This window comes from Pseudomonas putida (genome assembly GCF_028682635.1).
Lineage (GTDB): Bacteria > Pseudomonadota > Gammaproteobacteria > Pseudomonadales > Pseudomonadaceae > Aquipseudomonas > Aquipseudomonas putida_AE.
In genome coordinates this window covers 362,528-378,058 of record NZ_JANHLK010000001.1, presented here as the reverse complement: position 1 = coordinate 378,058, position 15,531 = coordinate 362,528, and the positions used below count along the sequence as shown (strand labels likewise).

At 61.0% G+C, this 15,531-nt stretch carries 14 protein-coding genes; 5 read left to right on the top strand and 9 right to left on the bottom strand.

The features are described from left to right. Positions 1–168: 168 nt before the first annotated feature. On the bottom strand, positions 169–1,188 hold the full coding sequence (locus tag NPS56_RS01785) for a quinone-dependent dihydroorotate dehydrogenase (RefSeq protein ID WP_274073184.1): 1,020 nt from the start codon (positions 1,186–1,188) through the stop codon (positions 169–171). A gap of 229 nt (positions 1,189–1,417) precedes the next feature. Between NPS56_RS01785 and NPS56_RS01780 the strand changes: the two genes are divergently transcribed. The 5 genes from NPS56_RS01780 (at position 1,418) to cobA (ending at position 7,175) form a co-directional block, all read left to right on the top strand. Then, positions 1,418–2,629, top strand: coding sequence for a CmpA/NrtA family ABC transporter substrate-binding protein (locus NPS56_RS01780; RefSeq protein ID WP_274073183.1), 1,212 nt, complete (start codon positions 1,418–1,420; stop codon positions 2,627–2,629). 16 nt (positions 2,630–2,645) lie between these two features. Beyond that, positions 2,646–3,221 carry an ANTAR domain-containing response regulator gene (locus NPS56_RS01775; protein WP_008056396.1) on the top strand — a complete coding sequence of 192 codons (576 nt, stop codon included), beginning with the start codon at positions 2,646–2,648 and terminating at the stop codon, positions 3,219–3,221. Between the two features lie 245 nt (positions 3,222–3,466). Beyond that, positions 3,467–4,678 (top strand): nitrate/nitrite transporter, encoded by a 1,212-nt coding sequence (locus tag NPS56_RS01770; RefSeq protein ID WP_274073182.1) that lies wholly within the window; start codon positions 3,467–3,469, stop codon positions 4,676–4,678. A gap of 7 nt (positions 4,679–4,685) precedes the next feature. Then, complete coding sequence (locus NPS56_RS01765) at positions 4,686–6,356, top strand: bifunctional protein-serine/threonine kinase/phosphatase (protein WP_274073181.1); 1,671 nt, start codon at positions 4,686–4,688, stop codon at positions 6,354–6,356. A gap of 51 nt (positions 6,357–6,407) precedes the next feature. After that, entirely contained in the window at positions 6,408–7,175 is a 768-nt protein-coding gene (cobA, locus tag NPS56_RS01760; RefSeq protein WP_274073180.1) for a uroporphyrinogen-III C-methyltransferase, read from the top strand. A gap of 102 nt (positions 7,176–7,277) precedes the next feature. Here the strand turns inward: cobA and NPS56_RS01755 are convergent, their stop codons facing one another. From NPS56_RS01755 to ppsA, 8 genes are all read right to left on the bottom strand, one after another. After that, a complete protein-coding gene (locus NPS56_RS01755; RefSeq protein WP_274073179.1) occupies positions 7,278–8,309 on the bottom strand; it encodes an OmpA family protein in 1,032 nt (343 codons plus the stop codon). 107 nt (positions 8,310–8,416) lie between these two features. Next, positions 8,417–9,007, bottom strand: coding sequence for an RNA polymerase sigma factor SigX (gene sigX, locus NPS56_RS01750; protein ID WP_075949123.1), 591 nt, complete (start codon positions 9,005–9,007; stop codon positions 8,417–8,419). 90 nt (positions 9,008–9,097) lie between these two features. Then, positions 9,098–9,922, bottom strand: a complete 825-nt coding sequence (locus NPS56_RS01745) for a mechanosensitive ion channel family protein (RefSeq protein WP_007916401.1) — start codon at positions 9,920–9,922, stop codon at positions 9,098–9,100. A gap of 2 nt (positions 9,923–9,924) precedes the next feature. Next, positions 9,925–10,173: a CrfX protein gene (locus tag NPS56_RS01740; RefSeq protein WP_274073178.1), complete on the bottom strand. Its 249-nt coding sequence runs from the start codon at positions 10,171–10,173 to the stop codon at positions 9,925–9,927. 63 nt (positions 10,174–10,236) lie between these two features. Beyond that, positions 10,237–11,232 (bottom strand): zinc transporter ZntB, encoded by a 996-nt coding sequence (locus NPS56_RS01735; protein ID WP_274073177.1) that lies wholly within the window; start codon positions 11,230–11,232, stop codon positions 10,237–10,239. Positions 11,233–11,254: 22 nt separating this feature from the next. Continuing rightward, positions 11,255–11,746 (bottom strand): ribonuclease E activity regulator RraA, encoded by a 492-nt coding sequence (gene rraA, locus NPS56_RS01730; RefSeq protein WP_008061717.1) that lies wholly within the window; start codon positions 11,744–11,746, stop codon positions 11,255–11,257. 137 nt (positions 11,747–11,883) lie between these two features. Beyond that, positions 11,884–12,873, bottom strand: coding sequence for an alpha/beta fold hydrolase (locus NPS56_RS01725; RefSeq protein ID WP_274073176.1), 990 nt, complete (start codon positions 12,871–12,873; stop codon positions 11,884–11,886). Positions 12,874–13,073: 200 nt separating this feature from the next. Beyond that, entirely contained in the window at positions 13,074–15,449 is a 2,376-nt protein-coding gene (gene ppsA, locus NPS56_RS01720; RefSeq protein WP_274073175.1) for a phosphoenolpyruvate synthase, read from the bottom strand. Between the last annotated feature and the right edge of the window lie 82 nt (positions 15,450–15,531).

The window sequence follows — 15,531 nt, the reverse complement described above, 5'->3', positions numbered from 1 at the left end:
AACCACGCACGTCCCATCCGGACGGCGGGCTACGGCCCAGGGGCTCCTTAGAAGGGGCCCTTTTTTATGTCTGCTCTGTGGTCAATCCCGATTCTCTGTAGGAGCCCGGCTTGCCGGCGAAGGCGTCCTCGAGATCGCCATCGCCGGCAAGCCGGGCTCCTACAGGGATCAGCGCAGGGCGGCGATGGCGTCCACGGACTCGCGAATCAATGGAGGGCCCTTGTAGATGAAGCCTGAGTAGATCTGCACCAGGCTCGCGCCCGCGGTGATTTTCTCCGCTGCATGTTTGCCTTCGGTGATGCCGCCCGCTGCAATGATCGGCAAGCGGCCACCCAGCTCCGAAGCCAGCACCTTCACGGTGTTCGTGCTCTTGTCACGCACCGGTGCGCCGGACAGACCGCCCGCCTCGTCACCGTGCTCCATGCCTTCGACGCCCACGCGGCTCAAGGTGGTGTTAGTCGCGATGACCGCGTCCATCCCGGTTTCGATCAACGCTTGCGCAACCTGCGCGGTTTCTTCGTCGGTCATGTCCGGGGCGATCTTGATCGCCAGCGGCACGTGTTTGCCATGGCGCAGCGCCAGTTCGGCCCGACGGGTGGCGAGGTCCGCCAGCAGCTGCTTGAGCGAGTCACCGAACTGCAGGCTGCGCAGGCCCGGGGTATTGGGCGAGCTGACGTTGACCGTCACGTAGCTGGCATGGGCATAGACCTTGTCCAGGCAGATCAGGTAGTCGTCGACCGCACGCTCGACCGGGGTGTCGAAGTTCTTGCCGATATTGATGCCCAGCACGCCCTTGTATTTGGCGGCCGCCACGCGGGCCAGCAGGTGATCGACGCCCAGGTTGTTGAAGCCCATGCGGTTGATGATCGCCTCGGCCTCCGGCAGACGGAACAACCGCGGTTTCGGATTGCCCGGTTGCGGACGCGGGGTGATGGTGCCGATTTCGACGAAACCAAAACCCAATTGTGCAAAACCGTCGATGGCGGCGCCGTTCTTGTCCAGGCCGGCGGCCAGGCCCACCGGGTTCGGGAACTCCAGGCCCATGACGTTCACCGGCAATCTTGCCGGGGCCTTGCACAGCAAACCGTTGAGCCCCAGACGCCCGCCCGCGCCGATCAGGTCCAGGGACAGATCGTGGGAGGTTTCCGGGGAAAGTTTGAACAACAGCTGACGGGCCAGGGTGTACATGGGCGGATTTGACTCGATTGGCGGCGAAATGAGGCGGCGATTATACCCGCGCATCGGGGTCGCAAGCGAGGCGCGCGACAAAATCAGCAGGCGATGGCATATGCCTTGCACCAGCACAGGCATCAGCACGCAGGCCACCGGCGGAATGCGTGCCAGGACAATGGCGTCGTCAGCCGGCCCTGCTCTTGCGGGGTCCGGGACGACGTTTTTTTTGGAAGGTGCGAAATCGATGAACGAACCCTCAACCGGCCCCCTGGCCTGGGTCAATGGCAGCGATGCCCCGGAAAAAAGCGAAATCAACCTCGGTTTCATGGCCCTGAGCGACTGCGCTTCGGTGGTGGTCGCCGCCACCCAGGGCTTCGCCCAGCCCTATGGACTGACCTTGAACCTCAAGCGCCAGTCGTCCTGGGCCAACCTGCGGGACAAACTGGTCAGCGGCGAACTCGATGCCGCCCACAGCCTGTACGGCTTGATCTATGCCGTGCACCTGGGCATCGGCGGCGTGGCCCCCACCGACATGGCGGTGCTCATGGGCCTGAACCAGAACGGCCAGAGCATCAATCTCTCCCACGGCCTGCAGGCCGCCGGCGTGACCAGTCCTGAAGCATTGGACCGGCACGTGCACCAAAGTCGCCCAAAACTGACCTTCGCCCAGACCTTTCCCACCGGCACCCATGCCATGTGGTTGTACTACTGGCTGGCGAGCCAGGGTATTCACCCGCTGCACGACGTCGACAGCGTGGTGGTGCCGCCACCGCAAATGGTCGCGCACCTGCAGGCCGGGCGCATCGACGGCTTCTGCGTCGGCGAGCCCTGGGCCGACAGCGCAGTGAAACAGGATCTCGGGTTTACCTTGGCCACGTCCCAGGCCATCTGGCCCGACCACCCGGAAAAAGTCCTCGGCTGTACCCGTGCCTTCGTCGAGCAATACCCCAACACCGCCCGCGCGCTGGTGATGGCGATCCTCGAAGCCAGCCGCTTCATCGACGACAGCAGCGAGAATCGCCGCAGTACCGCGCAGTTGCTCAGCGCACCGCAGTACCTCGATGCGCCGTTGTCGTGCATCGAACCGCGGTTGCTGGGTGACTACGCCGACGGCCTGGGCAACCAATGGCAGGACCCGCATGCGCTGCGCTTCCATGGCCAGGGGGCGGTCAACCTGCCCTACCTGTCCGATGGCATGTGGTTCATGACCCAGTTTCGTCGCTGGGGCCTGTTGCGCGACGACCCCGATTACCTCGCCGTGGCCCGCCAGGTGCAACAACTAGGCTTATACCGTGAAGCCGCCAGCGCCGTCGGTGTCGCCGCCCCAGGCAACGAGATGCGCAGTAGCCAGTTGATCGACGGCAAGGTCTGGGACGGTTCGGACCCGGCCGGTTATGCCCGCAGCTTCAAGCTGAACGCCTTGAGCGACAGCTCGCCCCTTCTCGCCAGCCGCTGAACAGGAGACTGCGAACATGTTGCGTATCCTGCTGATCAACGACACCGCGAAAAAAGTCGGACGCCTGAAAGCCGCGCTCACCGAGGCCGGTTTCGAGGTCATCGACGAATCCGGGCTGACCATCGACCTGCCCGAACGCGTCGAAACGGTGCGCCCGGACGTAATCCTGATCGATACCGAGTCACCGAGCCGCGATGTCATGGAGCAAGTGGTGCTGGTCAGCCGCGACCAGCCACGGCCGATCGTGATGTTTACCGACGAACACGACCCCGATGTGATGCGCCAGGCGATCAAGTCCGGGGTCAGTGCCTACATCGTCGAAGGCATTCACGCACAGCGCCTGCAACCGATTCTCGACGTGGCCATGGCACGCTTCGAAAGCGACCAGGCCCTGCGCGCCCAACTGCACGCCCGCGACCAGCAACTGGCCGAGCGCAAGCGCATCGAGCTGGCCAAAGGGCTGCTGATGAAGATGAAGGACTGCAACGAAGAAGAGGCCTACACCCTGATGCGTCGCCAGGCGATGAGCCGCCAGCAGAAGCTGATCCAGGTGGCGGAGCAGATCATTGCCATGAGTGAGTTGCTTGGCTGAACGGCAAAAGATCGCAGCCTTCGGCAGCTCCTACAGGGGTACGCATTCCAATTGTAGGAGCTGCCGCAGGCTGCGATCTTTTCGGTTGGCACAGATCTCGCTAGGTATTCACTACAGGTAACCAACGGCGGTTGCCCCACCTACGACAAAGACGTCGCTCACCTCATTTGCCCCATGGCGAATCAGGTGGCGGCGTTTTTTTTGTTTTGGCCCCCGTTCGAGACTCCTATCAGCTGAGGTGCGCGATGAATTCAAGCTTCTGGAAATCCGGCCACACCCCGACACTGTTCGCGGCCTTCCTCTATTTCGACCTGAGCTTCATGGTCTGGTACCTGCTCGGCCCGCTGGCCGTGCAGATCGCCGGCGACCTGCACCTGACCACCCAGCAACGCGGGATGGTCGTCGCCACGCCGATTCTGGCAGGCGCGGTACTGCGTTTTGCGATGGGCATGCTGGCTGATCGCCTGTCACCCAAGACCGCCGGCCTGATCGGCCAGGTGATCGTCATCTGTGCGCTGTTCGGCGCCTGGAAACTGGGCATCCACAGCTACGAGCAAGCCTTGCTGCTGGGGCTGTTCCTCGGCATGGCCGGCGCGTCCTTCGCCGTCGCCCTGCCTTTGGCATCGCAGTGGTATCCGCCGCAGCATCAGGGCAAGGCCATGGGCATCGCCGGGGCCGGTAACTCCGGCACCGTACTGGCGGCGCTGATTGCACCGGTGCTGGCTGCGGCCTTTGGCTGGAGCAACGTGTTCGGCTTTGCGCTGATCCCGTTGATCCTGACCCTGATCGTCTTCGCCTGGCTGGCGAAAAACGCGCCTGAGCGGCCGAAAGCCAAGTCCATGGCCGACTACTTCAAGGCCTTGGGCGACCGCGACAGCTGGTGGTTCATGTTTTTCTACAGCGTGACCTTCGGTGGTTTCATCGGCCTGGCCAGCGCCCTGCCCGGTTACTTCAACGACCAATACGGCCTGAGCCCGGTCACTGCCGGTTACTACACCGCAGCCTGTGTATTCGGCGGCAGCCTGATGCGTCCGCTGGGCGGCGCCCTGGCCGATCGCTTCGGCGGCATTCGCACCCTGCTCGCGATGTACACCGTCGCGGCCATCTGCATCGCGGCCGTCGGATTCAACTTGCCGAGTTCCTATGCCGCACTGGCCCTGTTCGTGTGCACCATGCTCGGCTTGGGTGCAGGCAACGGCGCGGTGTTCCAGTTGGTGCCCCAGCGTTTCCGTCGCGAGATCGGCGTCATGACCGGGCTGATCGGCATGGCCGGCGGCATCGGTGGCTTTGCCCTGGCGGCAGGCATGGGCGCGATCAAGCAGAGCACCGGCAGCTACCAGATGGCCTTGTGGTTGTTCGCCAGCCTGGGGGTGCTCGCCTGGTTCGGCCTTCACGGCGTAAAACGCCGCTGGAGGACCACCTGGGGTTCGGCCGCCGTGACGGCTGCACGGGTCTGACAGCGCGATGAGCCTGCAACTGAGTTTTGCCCAAGCCAGCGCCATCGGCCCGCGCGAAGAGAATCAGGATGCCTTGCGCCTGGTCACGCCGGCCCCGGCGCTGGCGGCCAGCAAGGGCTTCCTGTTCGCCATCGCCGACGGCGTCAGCCAGTGCGCCGATGGCGGCCTGGCGGCTCGCTCCACCTTGCAGGCCTTGGCCCTGGACTACTACGCCACGCCGGAAACCTGGGGGGTTGCCCAGGCCCTGGATCGCTTGCTGCTGGCGCAAAACCGCTGGTTGCAGGCCAACGGCGCAGGCCAACCGCTGCTGACCACCGTCAGCGCCCTGGTCCTGCGTGGCCGGCGTTTTACCCTGGCCCATGTCGGCGATTGCCGAGTCTATCGCTGGCACGCCGGGCAGTTGCAGCGGGTCAGCGAAGATCACGTCTGGGACCAACCGGGCATGCAGCATGTACTCAAGCGCGCACTGGGACTGGATCAGCACCTGGTGCTGGATTTCCTCGATGGCGAGCTGCGCACCGATGAAAGCTTCGTGCTGCTCAGCGACGGCGTGTGGGCGGTCCTGGGTGACACTGCCATTGCGGCGATCCTGCGCGATCAACCGGACCTCGACAGCGCCGCGCAAACCCTGGTCAACGCCGCACACCTGGCGGGCAGCCAGGACAACGCCAGCGTCTTGCTGGTGCGCGTCGATGCCCTGGGTGAAGCGAGTATCGGCGATGCCTTGATCCATCTGCAGCAATGGCCGCTGCCGCCGACACTGAAACCGGGGCAGGTTTTCGAAGGCTGGCAGATTGAAGGGATTCTCGGCCAGAGCCAGCAATCGTTGCTTTATCGGGTACGCGACAGCCAACAACAACCCTGGTTGCTGAAAACACTGCCCGCGCGCTTGCACGACGATCATCAGGCCGGACAAGCGCTGCTGTCCGAAGAGTGGTTCCTCAAGCGCGTGGCCGGGCGGCACTTTCCTGAAGTGCATGCGGCCAGCCAGCGTCAGCATCTGTACTACGTGATGCGCGAGTATCCGGGCTCGACCCTGGCGCAACTGCAGGAGCAGATCGGGCCCTTGCCCCTGGCGCAGTGGCAGGATGTGGCGGAACGCCTGCTGCGAGCGGTCGGCCTGCTGCATCGACGGCAGATCCTGCATCGCGATATCAAGCCGCAGAACCTGCTGTCAGGGGACGACGGCGAGCTGCGCCTGCTGGATTTCGGCCTCGCCTACTGCCCCGGCCTGTCTGAGGATCAACCCAGCGCCCTGCCGGGAACCCCCAGCTATATCGCCCCGGAAGCCTTCCGCGGTGACGCACCCACGCCGCAACAGGACCTGTATGCGGTGGGGGTGACTTTGTATTTTCTGCTCACCGGGCAGTATCCCTACGGTGAGATAGAAGCCTTTCAACGCCCCCGGTTCGGCGTGCCGGTCAGTGCCAGTCGCTACCGCCCCGACCTGCCGGATTGGCTGGCGCAAAGCCTGGAACGCGCGGTGGCCGCAGACCCGGCCCAGCGCTTTGAAACGGCAGAGGAATGGTTGCGGCTGCTGGAACAGGGGGAGCGAAACAGCTTAAGCATACGGCCCAGGCCTTTGCTGGAGCGCGAACCGCTGAAGGTGTGGCGCACATTGGCCCTGCTGTCGCTGGTGGCGAACCTGGCGCTGCTGTTCCTGGTGTTCCATGGCTGAGCCTGTCTTGCCTTTTAAACCGATCATCGTCATTTCGTGAGGAAAAACCCTATGAACGCAAAAGTCTGGCTGGTGGGCGCGGGACCCGGTGATCCTGAACTGCTGACCCTCAAGGCGGTGCGCGCATTGAAAGAAGCGGATGTGGTGCTGATCGATGACCTGGTCAATGGCGCGATTCTCGAACACTGCCCTGAGGCACGGATCGTGGCCGTGGGCAAACGCGGTGGTTGCCGCTCCACGCCGCAAGCGTTCATACATCGCCTGATGCTGCGTTATGCCCGGCAGGGCAAATGCGTGGTACGACTCAAGGGGGGTGACCCGTGCATCTTCGGGCGTGGTGGCGAAGAAGCCCAGTGGCTGCGCGAGCGCGGAGTCGAGGTCGAACTGGTCAATGGCATCACAGCTGGGCTCGCAGGCGCCACGCAATGCGATATCCCACTGACCCTGCGCGGTGTGGCGCGCGGTGTGACGCTGGTTACCGCCCATACCCAGGACGGCAGCAGCCTGAACTGGCAGGCACTGGCCCAGGGCGGTACGACCCTGGTGATCTACATGGGTGTGGCCAAACTCAGCGAAATCCGCGAGCAGCTGTTGGCCGGCGGGATGGCGGCGGACACGCCGGTGGCGATGATCGAAAACGCATCATTGCCCCATCAGCGGGAATGCAGGAGTGATCTGACAGGCATGGAGGAAGATGCCTACGCCTTTGAGTTGAAAAGCCCGGCCATTCTGGTAATCGGCGCTGTCGCGGCCCGCGAGGAAAATCTAAAGATCGCAGCCTTCGGCAGCTCCTACAGGTTGAACGCAGAGTTTGTGTAGGAGCTGCCGCAGGCTGCGATCTTTTCACACCACACAAATCCTCAAATCGCAGGCAAAGAAAAGCCCGGCCTGAGCCGGGCTTTTCTCGTAGCTGCGAGCTAATTACTTAGCTTGAGCTTCAACCTGCGCTTCTACGCGACGGTTTACAGCACGGCCAGCGTCAGTAGCGTTGTCAGCAACTGGGCGGGATTCGCCGTAGCCAACAGACTGAACGCGGGACGATTCAACACCGTACTGGTTGGTCAGAACCTGCTTAACGGCGTTTGCACGACGCTCGGACAGTTTCTGGTTGTAAGCGTCAGGACCGACGGAGTCAGTGTGACCTTCAACAGTGGTGCTGGTGGATGGGTACTGCTTCATGAAGTCAGCCAGGTTCTTGATGTCGCCGTAGCTGTTAGGCTTGACTACCGACTTGTCGAAGTCGAATTTCACGTCCAGCTCAACACGAACAACTTCAGCAACTGCTGGGCAGCCGTCAGCGTCAACAGTTACGTTGGCTGGGGTGTCCGGGCACTTGTCAACGTTGTCGCAAACGCCATCGTTGTCGCTGTCGGAGCAAACTTCTGGAGCTGGAACTGGAGCAGGAGCTGGTTTGGAGCCGCCACCGAAGTTCACACCGATACCGACGCTAGGAGCCCACTCGGTGTTGCCCTGGTCGATGTTGTATTGAGCTTCAACGCCAGCACGGGCGTAGAAGTTCTCGGTGAAGTACAGCTTGGCACCGCCGCCAACGTTGGCGAAGGTGGAGTGGTTACGACCGCCCGAACCGTTCTGGTCGATGCTCTGGTGGGAGAAACCGCCGGAGAGGTACGGACGAACCATGTCGCCTGGGTTGTTGAAGTGGTACAGGCCGTCCAGAGCTGCGTTCGAGCCCTTCACGTCCTGGCCATCATCGGTAACGGCGTTGTGGACTTCGTCGTAGGACAGACGCAGTTCAACGTCGTCAGTCAGGAAGTAACCGATCGAACCGCCCGGCAGGATACCGTCGTTCTTGAAGTTACGGTCGCTATCGAAATACTGCTTCTTTGCGTAGCCTTCGATTTCAACTGCGCCTTGGCCCTGTGCCAGAGCGCCGAACGAAGTGGCGGCAATAAGAGAACCAATGGCCAAGCCCAAGGTGTTTTTCAGTTTCATCCGTTAAATCCCCATCTGGTGATTGTGAAGCAGTCCCGCAAACCGGGGGACAACTCGGCAGCAAGTCTATCAGAACTTGCCTACACGTAAGAGATATTTGCGCTGAACTAAGTTTCAGCAATGCCTGCAAATTTCTCACGCAATTTATCTAGAGCGCGTTTGTACCGCATTTTTGTTGCGCTCAAGCCCATGTGCATGATGTCTGCGATCTCCTGAAACTCCAGCTCTGCGACAAATCGTAGCACCAAAATTTCGCGGTCAATCGGGTTCACATACACTAACCAACGATCAAGTCCACCCTTCTCCTCGGGTTTCGGCGCCTTTTCTTCGGACGCTTCCTCGAGGGGGTCAAGACTCAATGCGTCCATCAATCGACGCTTTCGCCTTTCCTTTCGATACTGCGTAATGCACTCGTTGTACGTGATGCTATATAGCCATGTCTTGAACTTCGATTTGCCCTCGAAGTTCTTCAGGCCATACAGCACCTTCAACATGACCTCCTGACAGACATCATCAGCGTCGCGATCGTTCCCGAGATACCTTGCACAGACGTTAAATAATGTTCGTTGGTAACGCCGCATCAGTTCTTCATAAGCGCGCGTCACGTGAAACAGCTCGGTATGCGAGCGCGCGACCAACTCCTCATCAGAGAGCTCGCGGGGGTCGTAGCGCATGGATAGCGATTGGGCTTTATTCAAAACAAGTCGTGCCGACAGTCAGGTCAATGTCCGCCGCAGCCAGCATCAGGCGGCATTTTACGGCGGCATACATTAGCAGGGTTTGCCGGGTTAGCGGCTACTCACATGCTGCTCGAGGAGGATCCGATTGGAAAGAGAGACTAGCTCACCCTCATCGGTCAGCAATGTGGTTTTAACCGTGCCGATCTCTTCGATCTGCCCTTCGACCTCTCCAACTCGCACTTGTTGCCCAACCTGGTACAACTCACGCACATAGATTCCCGCAAGAATCTGACCGGCAATTTCCCGGCTTCCCAGCCCCATGGCCAGCGCAACCGCCAGACCAACGGTTATCAATACGATCACGATCACGTGGTTGAGCAGGTCAGTCTTGACCTCCAACTGACTGATCGCGACCGAGATACTGATGATGATCACCAGGCCCTGGGCAATTCTCCCAAGTCCGGAAGCGTAGTCCAGTCCTACGCCTTCTGCCGCACCGCGCACCAGGCCATTGGCCAGTTGCGCCAGCAGGACCCCCACCAACAGCACCAGCGCCGCGCCAAATACTTTCGGCAAATACAACGCAAGCATATCCAGCGTAGCTGAAACTCTCTCAAGTCCAAGGGATTCTGCGGCAGAAACCAGAAAAATAAGCAGAACGAACCAATAGACGATTTTGCCGATCAGCGTCGAGATGGGGACTTGAAGCCCGGCGCGGGACATCAACTTGGTCAAACCGGTACCGCCCATCAGGCGATCCAGACCCAGTTTGGCGAGCAATTTGGACAGCAGGGTGTCCAGCAGCTTGGCCACGACAAACCCTAGCAGGAGCACAACCAGTGCGCCAAACAGGTTCGGAATGAAGTTCGCGACCTTGGTCCATAACGCAGTCATTGCAGTGACGAGGCTCTGTGTCCAGAGATCAAGTTCCATATTCAATCAGCCTTATCAGCAGTGCGAGCGGTAGGTTTACGAAGTCGGGAGACCGGCGTGACATGGGCCGAGCCGTTATTGAGAGCGATCATCAAGGCGGGCAGCCAGCGGCCCAGCAGGCTGAACAAATCACCGGCGCCAACCTGGCGATTGGCGGTTTTCAGGACACGTCCCAGGCACGCATCGTCGTCCCGGGTAGACGGTGATGCATTGAGCATGTCACGCAAAGACTGTTCAAACGGATCGTGCATACGCACCTCTCGTGATGTCTGTGAAAGACGCGGTCAAATTTGCCCGGGTCACATGGCGCATTTTCAAACCCAGCGCAAACGTCGGAATAACCACCACTGCCCAAGCGCCACCGAGATCATCAGCAGGCAGGCGACGAGGAAGCCATAGGGGCTCTCCGAAAATGGAATGCCTCCGACGTTGATCCCCAGAAGACCGGTCAGAAAACTCATCGGCAAAAATATCCCGGTGATGATGCCGAAGCGATACATCGTGCGGTTCATGCGCACGCTCAATCGTCGGTCTTCAGCCTCCAGGACCAGCCCCACCCGCTCCCGCGTCAATTCAAGCTCTTCCAGATAGCGGGTCAGGCTGTTGTTCAATTCGTTCCAGTAATCGCCGTCGTCCTCGACGAACCAGGGCAGCTTGATCCGCGTCAGTTGACCAAAAATGTCCCGTTGCGGAGCGAGAAAGCGCTTCAACGCAGCGGCTCGGCGACGGATCTGTAAAACGGCGCCGTGCTCGGGCGTGTACCGTTCGTCGGAATCCAGCTTTTCTTCTTCCTCATCGACCACTTCCGAGAGGCAGCTGACCAAGTCCTGCACCTTGTTGGTGAGGTACTGGGCCATGTAGAGAATGAGTTCGGAGGCGGTTTTCGGCCCCTTGCCCTCCTCCAGCTGCACCAGCAGTTCTTCGGTGGCGCGCAACGGACGCAAGCGCAGGGAAATCACCCGCTGGGCGGAGGCGAAGATCCGCACCGACACCATGTCTTCAGGCTCGGCCCCCGGATTGAGGTTGACCCCGCGTAAAAACAGCAGCAGTTCGCTGTCCGAAAGCGCGAGAAGGCGCGGGCGGGTGTTTTCTTCCAGCAAGAGGTCGCAGCTGAACTCACTCAGGCCACTGGACTTGCGCAGCCAGGTCTGGGTCTGCGGGTGACTGCGATCCCAGTGCAGCCACAGGCTTTCGTGAGCCTGCAGCTGCAATTCGTCGAGTTCTGTCCGGGCTATCGAACGCGCACCGCCTTTACCGTCCAACACCAGGGCATGTACCAGCCCCCATTGCGCGTTTTCTTCCTCGAACATCCGCATTCCTTGGCTCAAAAAATTACTCAGGCATCTTCAGCGGGCTGGGCGAGACGATCACGCCGTTGTTGTCCGCATAGATGTAGTGGCCAGGATGGAAGGTCACGCCGGCGAAGGTCACGGCAACGTTCAGGTCGCCAATGCCGCGCTTGTCGGTCTTCATCGGGTGGCTGGCCAATGCCTGGACCCCCAGGTCGGTTTGCGCGATGACGTCGACATCGCGGATGCAACCGTAGATCACCAGCCCTTCCCAGCCGTTTTTCGCGGCTTTCTCGGCGATCATGTCGCCCAGCAATGCACGGCGCAGGGAGCCACCGCCATCGACTACCAGCACCTTGCCATTACCCTTGAGTTCGGCTTGTTCCTTGACCAGCGAGTTGTCTTCGAAGCACTTGATGGTCACGATCTCGCCGCCGAAGGAATCCCGGCCACCGAAATTGCTGAACATCGGTTCCAACACCTGCACCAGCTCCGGATAGGCGTCGCACAGGTCAGGCGTGAGGTAATGGTTCATCGAGAAACTCCTGTAATGAGGAAGAAAGCACGAACATCACTACTGATTCAGTCACGGAAAATGACCGGAACAGCTCAATGCGTCATATCTTAGCCGCATGCCGACCAGAGCGAAATGCCCTTGATAGAGCGTCCAGCTTAGATCGCCGCGGCCAAATCCGCTTGATCACCGAGCAATGGCCTGTGCTGATCCGTCAACCAGCGCGCTACCAGGGGCCAGACTTCAGCCTGGGCGGCCTTGCTGACCAACATTTCCACATGACCGAAATTATCGGCAAAACCCTGCTCGCGTCCCAGGTTGATAAATTGCTTGTGCTCGGAACCCAACTGATCAAACAACTTGCGACACGCCCAGGCCGGGTCCTGATGATCGCCGGCGGCACTCACCGCCAGCACTGGCACCTTGACCTCGGCCAGCCCCGCCCACCAGTCCTTGTCGGCGTCGCCAAAGCGCCCGAACAGACCGTACCAGCGCATGCTTTCCAGGGCCAGGCCGATCGGCTCGTCCTCCGGGCCACGCTTGAGCCGTGAACCGGACAGCTGGGCAAAGCGCTTGAGGATGAAACGACCGCTCCATTCCACCGGTGGAATCTTCAGCGGCCAGTAGGTGCGGCTGACTTGCGTGCCAAAAAACGCCGCGGAAGCGACCACGGGTTCGCCAATGTATTCACCCCCCAGCGCGGCCGCCAGGGTAATGCCGCCCAGCGAATGGCCGATCCAGTGCGGGACCTGGCCGCTCTGCTCGCGCACGAAGGCGCCAATGGCGGGCAGATCGTATCGCGCGTAGTCGGCAACACGGTTCTTGCGATAGTTCTGGTTGCGCTGGGACAGGCCGTGACCGCGCATTTCCGCGATCCAGACATCGAACCCCAGGCGCGTCAGATAGGCGCCCAGGCCCAGCCCCTTGGGGGAGAACCAGAAACGTCGATTGGAAAAACTGCCGTGCAACAGGATCACCGGCACGCCACGGGACGCCGGTTCATCAGCCATGCCGAGGCGCGTCACCGCCAGCTCTACGGTGCCGTCGGGGCTGTTACCGGGTTTCAGCCGGTAGACATCTTCGCTCAGATCGCCGCGCCGCTCGGCGCTGATCAGGGCGACAGGAAACAGGTTGCTGCTGCTTTGCATAATCTCTTGCACAAAAAAGGGCGGCATCCGGAGGAGCCCGCCCTACTTGAAATCTCAAAACAGACCGCCCCCCCCTGTAGGAGCGAGCTTGCTCGCGAAGAACTTCAGGACAACGCGTTTATCCAGGATAAACGCGTCATCGTTGACGTCCATCGCGAGCGAGCTCGCTCCTACAGAGAGAGCGGCCCGTTCACACCGGATCAGGCCTGCGCCTGACCCTCAGCCAGGAAGAACCAGGTTTCCAGTACGGAATCGGGGTTCAACGAAACGCTTTCGATGCCCTGCTCCATCAGCCACTTGGCCAGGTCCGGGTGGTCCGAAGGACCCTGGCCGCAGATGCCGATGTACTTGCCAGCCTTGTTGCAGGCGGCAATGGCGTTGGCCAGCAGCTTCTTGACCGCCGGGTTACGCTCATCGAACAGGTGCGCGATGATCCCGGAGTCACGGTCCAGGCCCAGTGTCAGCTGGGTCAGGTCGTTGGAGCCGATGGAGAAGCCGTCGAAGAACTCGAGGAACTCTTCCGCCAGGATCGCGTTGGACGGCAGTTCGCACATCATGATGATGCGCAGACCGTTGTCGCCACGGGCCAGGCCGTTTTCGGCCAGCAGATCGATCACCTGGCTGGCTTCGCCCAGGGTACGGACGAACGGCACCATGATTTCGACGTTGGTCAGGCCCATCTCGTTGCGCACGCGCTTGAGGGCACGGCACTCGAGTTCGAAGCAGTCACGGAACGATTCGCTGATGTAACGCGAAGCGCCGCGGAAGCCCAGCATCGGGTTTTCTTCTTCCGGCTCGTAGAGCTTGCCGCCGATCAGGTTGGCGTATTCGTTGGACTTGAAGTCCGACAGGCGCACGATGACCTTTTTCGGCGTGAACGCTGCAGCCAGGGTGCTGATGCCCTCGACCAGCTTGTCGACGTAGAAGTCGACCGGATCGTTGTAACCGGCGATGCGCTTGTCGACGCTTTCCTTGATGTCCTGCGGCAGACCGTCGTAGTTCAACAGCGCTTTGGGGTGCACACCAATCATGCGGTTGATGATGAATTCCAGGCGGGCCAGGCCCACACCGGCGTTCGGCAGCTGGGCGAAGTCGAAGGCGCGGTCCGGGTTGCCGACGTTCATCATGATCTTGAACGGCAGGTCCGGCATGGCGTCCACGGAGTTCTTCTTGATGTCGAAGCCCAGTTCGCCTTCGAAGATGAAACCTGTGTCGCCTTCAGCGCAGGAAACGGTCACGCCCTGGCCGTCTTTCAACAGCTGGGTGGCGTTGCCGCAACCGACCACGGCCGGGATGCCCAGCTCACGGGCGATGATCGCCGCGTGGCAGGTACGGCCGCCACGGTTGGTGACGATGGCGCTGGCGCGCTTCATGACCGGTTCCCAGTCCGGGTCGGTCATGTCGGACACCAGTACGTCGCCTGGCTGGACCTTGTCCATCTCGGACACGTCCTTGATGATGCGGACCTTGCCGGCGCCGATGCGCTGGCCAATGGCACGGCCTTCGACCAGCACGGTGCCGGTCTCTTTCAACAGGTAACGTTCCATGACGTTGGCCTGGGTGCGGCTCTTCACGGTTTCCGGACGGGCCTGCACGATGTACAGCTTGCCGTCGTCACCGTCCTTGGCCCATTCGATGTCCATCGGGCACTTGTAGTGCTTCTCGATGATCATCGCCTGCTTGGCCAACTCGCTGACTTCGGCGTCGGTCAGGCAGAAACGCGCGCGTTCGGCCTTGTCGACGTCGACGGTCTTGACCGAACGACCGGCCTTGGCTTCGTCGCCGTAGATCATCTTGATGGCTTTGCTGCCCAGGTTGCGGCGCAGGATCGCAGGGCGACCGGCGGCCAGCGTGCCTTTGTGGACGTAGAACTCATCCGGGTTCACCGCGCCTTGTACGACGGTTTCACCCAGGCCGTAGGCGCCGGTAATGAACACCACGTCACGGAAACCCGACTCGGTGTCGAGGGTGAACATCACACCGGCAGTGCCGGTTTCGGAGCGGACCATGCGCTGCACACCGGCCGACAGGGCGACCAGCTTGTGGTCGAAGCCCTGGTGCACGCGGTAGGAAATGGCGCGGTCGTTGAACAGGGAAGCGAACACCTCTTTGGCGGCGCGAATGACGTTTTCGACGCCACGGATGTTCAGGAAGGTTTCCTGCTGGCCGGCGAAGGAAGCATCCGGCAGGTCTTCGGCGGTAGCGGAAGAGCGCACGGCCACGGCCATGTCAGGGTTGCCGGCGGACAGCGTGGCGAACGCGGTGCGGATTTCGGCATTCAGTTTTTCCGGGAACTCGGCTTCCATGATCCATTGGCGGATCTGGGCACCGGTCTTGGCCAAGGCATTGACATCGTCGACGTCCAGGGCGTCGAGGGCGGCATGGATCTGATCGTTCAGGCCGCTCAGTTCGAGGAAATCACGATATGCCTGAGCGGTCGTGGCGAAGCCACCGGGCACCGATACACCGGCACCCGCAAGATTGCTGATCATCTCGCCCAGGGATGCGTTCTTGCCCCCCACGTGCTCAACGTCGTCTTTGCCGAGCTTGTCGAGGGAAACTACGTACTCTACCAAGGTGATCTCTCCACTAACTGTGTTGGAAAAGCTCAGAAACCGGCGGCTCAAAGGAGCGTTTGCCAGTTGTATGGCCTGGACC

Bases quoted from the DNA above. Each gene is read 5' to 3' on its own strand.
- NPS56_RS01740 (WP_274073178.1), bottom strand. From the start codon at position 10,173: ATGCACGATCCGTTTGAACAGTCTTTGCGTGACATGCTCAATGCATCA.
- NPS56_RS01755 (WP_274073179.1), bottom strand. From the start codon at position 8,309: ATGAAACTGAAAAACACCTTGGGCTTGGCCATTGGTTCTCTTATTGCC.
- NPS56_RS01745 (WP_007916401.1), bottom strand. From the start codon at position 9,922: ATGGAACTTGATCTCTGGACACAGAGCCTCGTCACTGCAATGACTGCG.
- NPS56_RS01785 (WP_274073184.1), bottom strand. From the start codon at position 1,188: ATGTACACCCTGGCCCGTCAGCTGTTGTTCAAACTTTCCCCGGAAACC.
- rraA (WP_008061717.1), bottom strand. From the start codon at position 11,746: ATGAACCATTACCTCACGCCTGACCTGTGCGACGCCTATCCGGAGCTG.
- NPS56_RS01765 (WP_274073181.1), top strand. From the start codon at position 4,686: ATGAGCCTGCAACTGAGTTTTGCCCAAGCCAGCGCCATCGGCCCGCGC.
- NPS56_RS01775 (WP_008056396.1), top strand. From the start codon at position 2,646: ATGTTGCGTATCCTGCTGATCAACGACACCGCGAAAAAAGTCGGACGC.
- NPS56_RS01725 (WP_274073176.1), bottom strand. From the start codon at position 12,873: ATGCAAAGCAGCAGCAACCTGTTTCCTGTCGCCCTGATCAGCGCCGAG.
- NPS56_RS01770 (WP_274073182.1), top strand. From the start codon at position 3,467: ATGAATTCAAGCTTCTGGAAATCCGGCCACACCCCGACACTGTTCGCG.
- NPS56_RS01780 (WP_274073183.1), top strand. From the start codon at position 1,418: ATGAACGAACCCTCAACCGGCCCCCTGGCCTGGGTCAATGGCAGCGAT.
- cobA (WP_274073180.1), top strand. From the start codon at position 6,408: ATGAACGCAAAAGTCTGGCTGGTGGGCGCGGGACCCGGTGATCCTGAA.
- NPS56_RS01735 (WP_274073177.1), bottom strand. From the start codon at position 11,232: ATGTTCGAGGAAGAAAACGCGCAATGGGGGCTGGTACATGCCCTGGTG.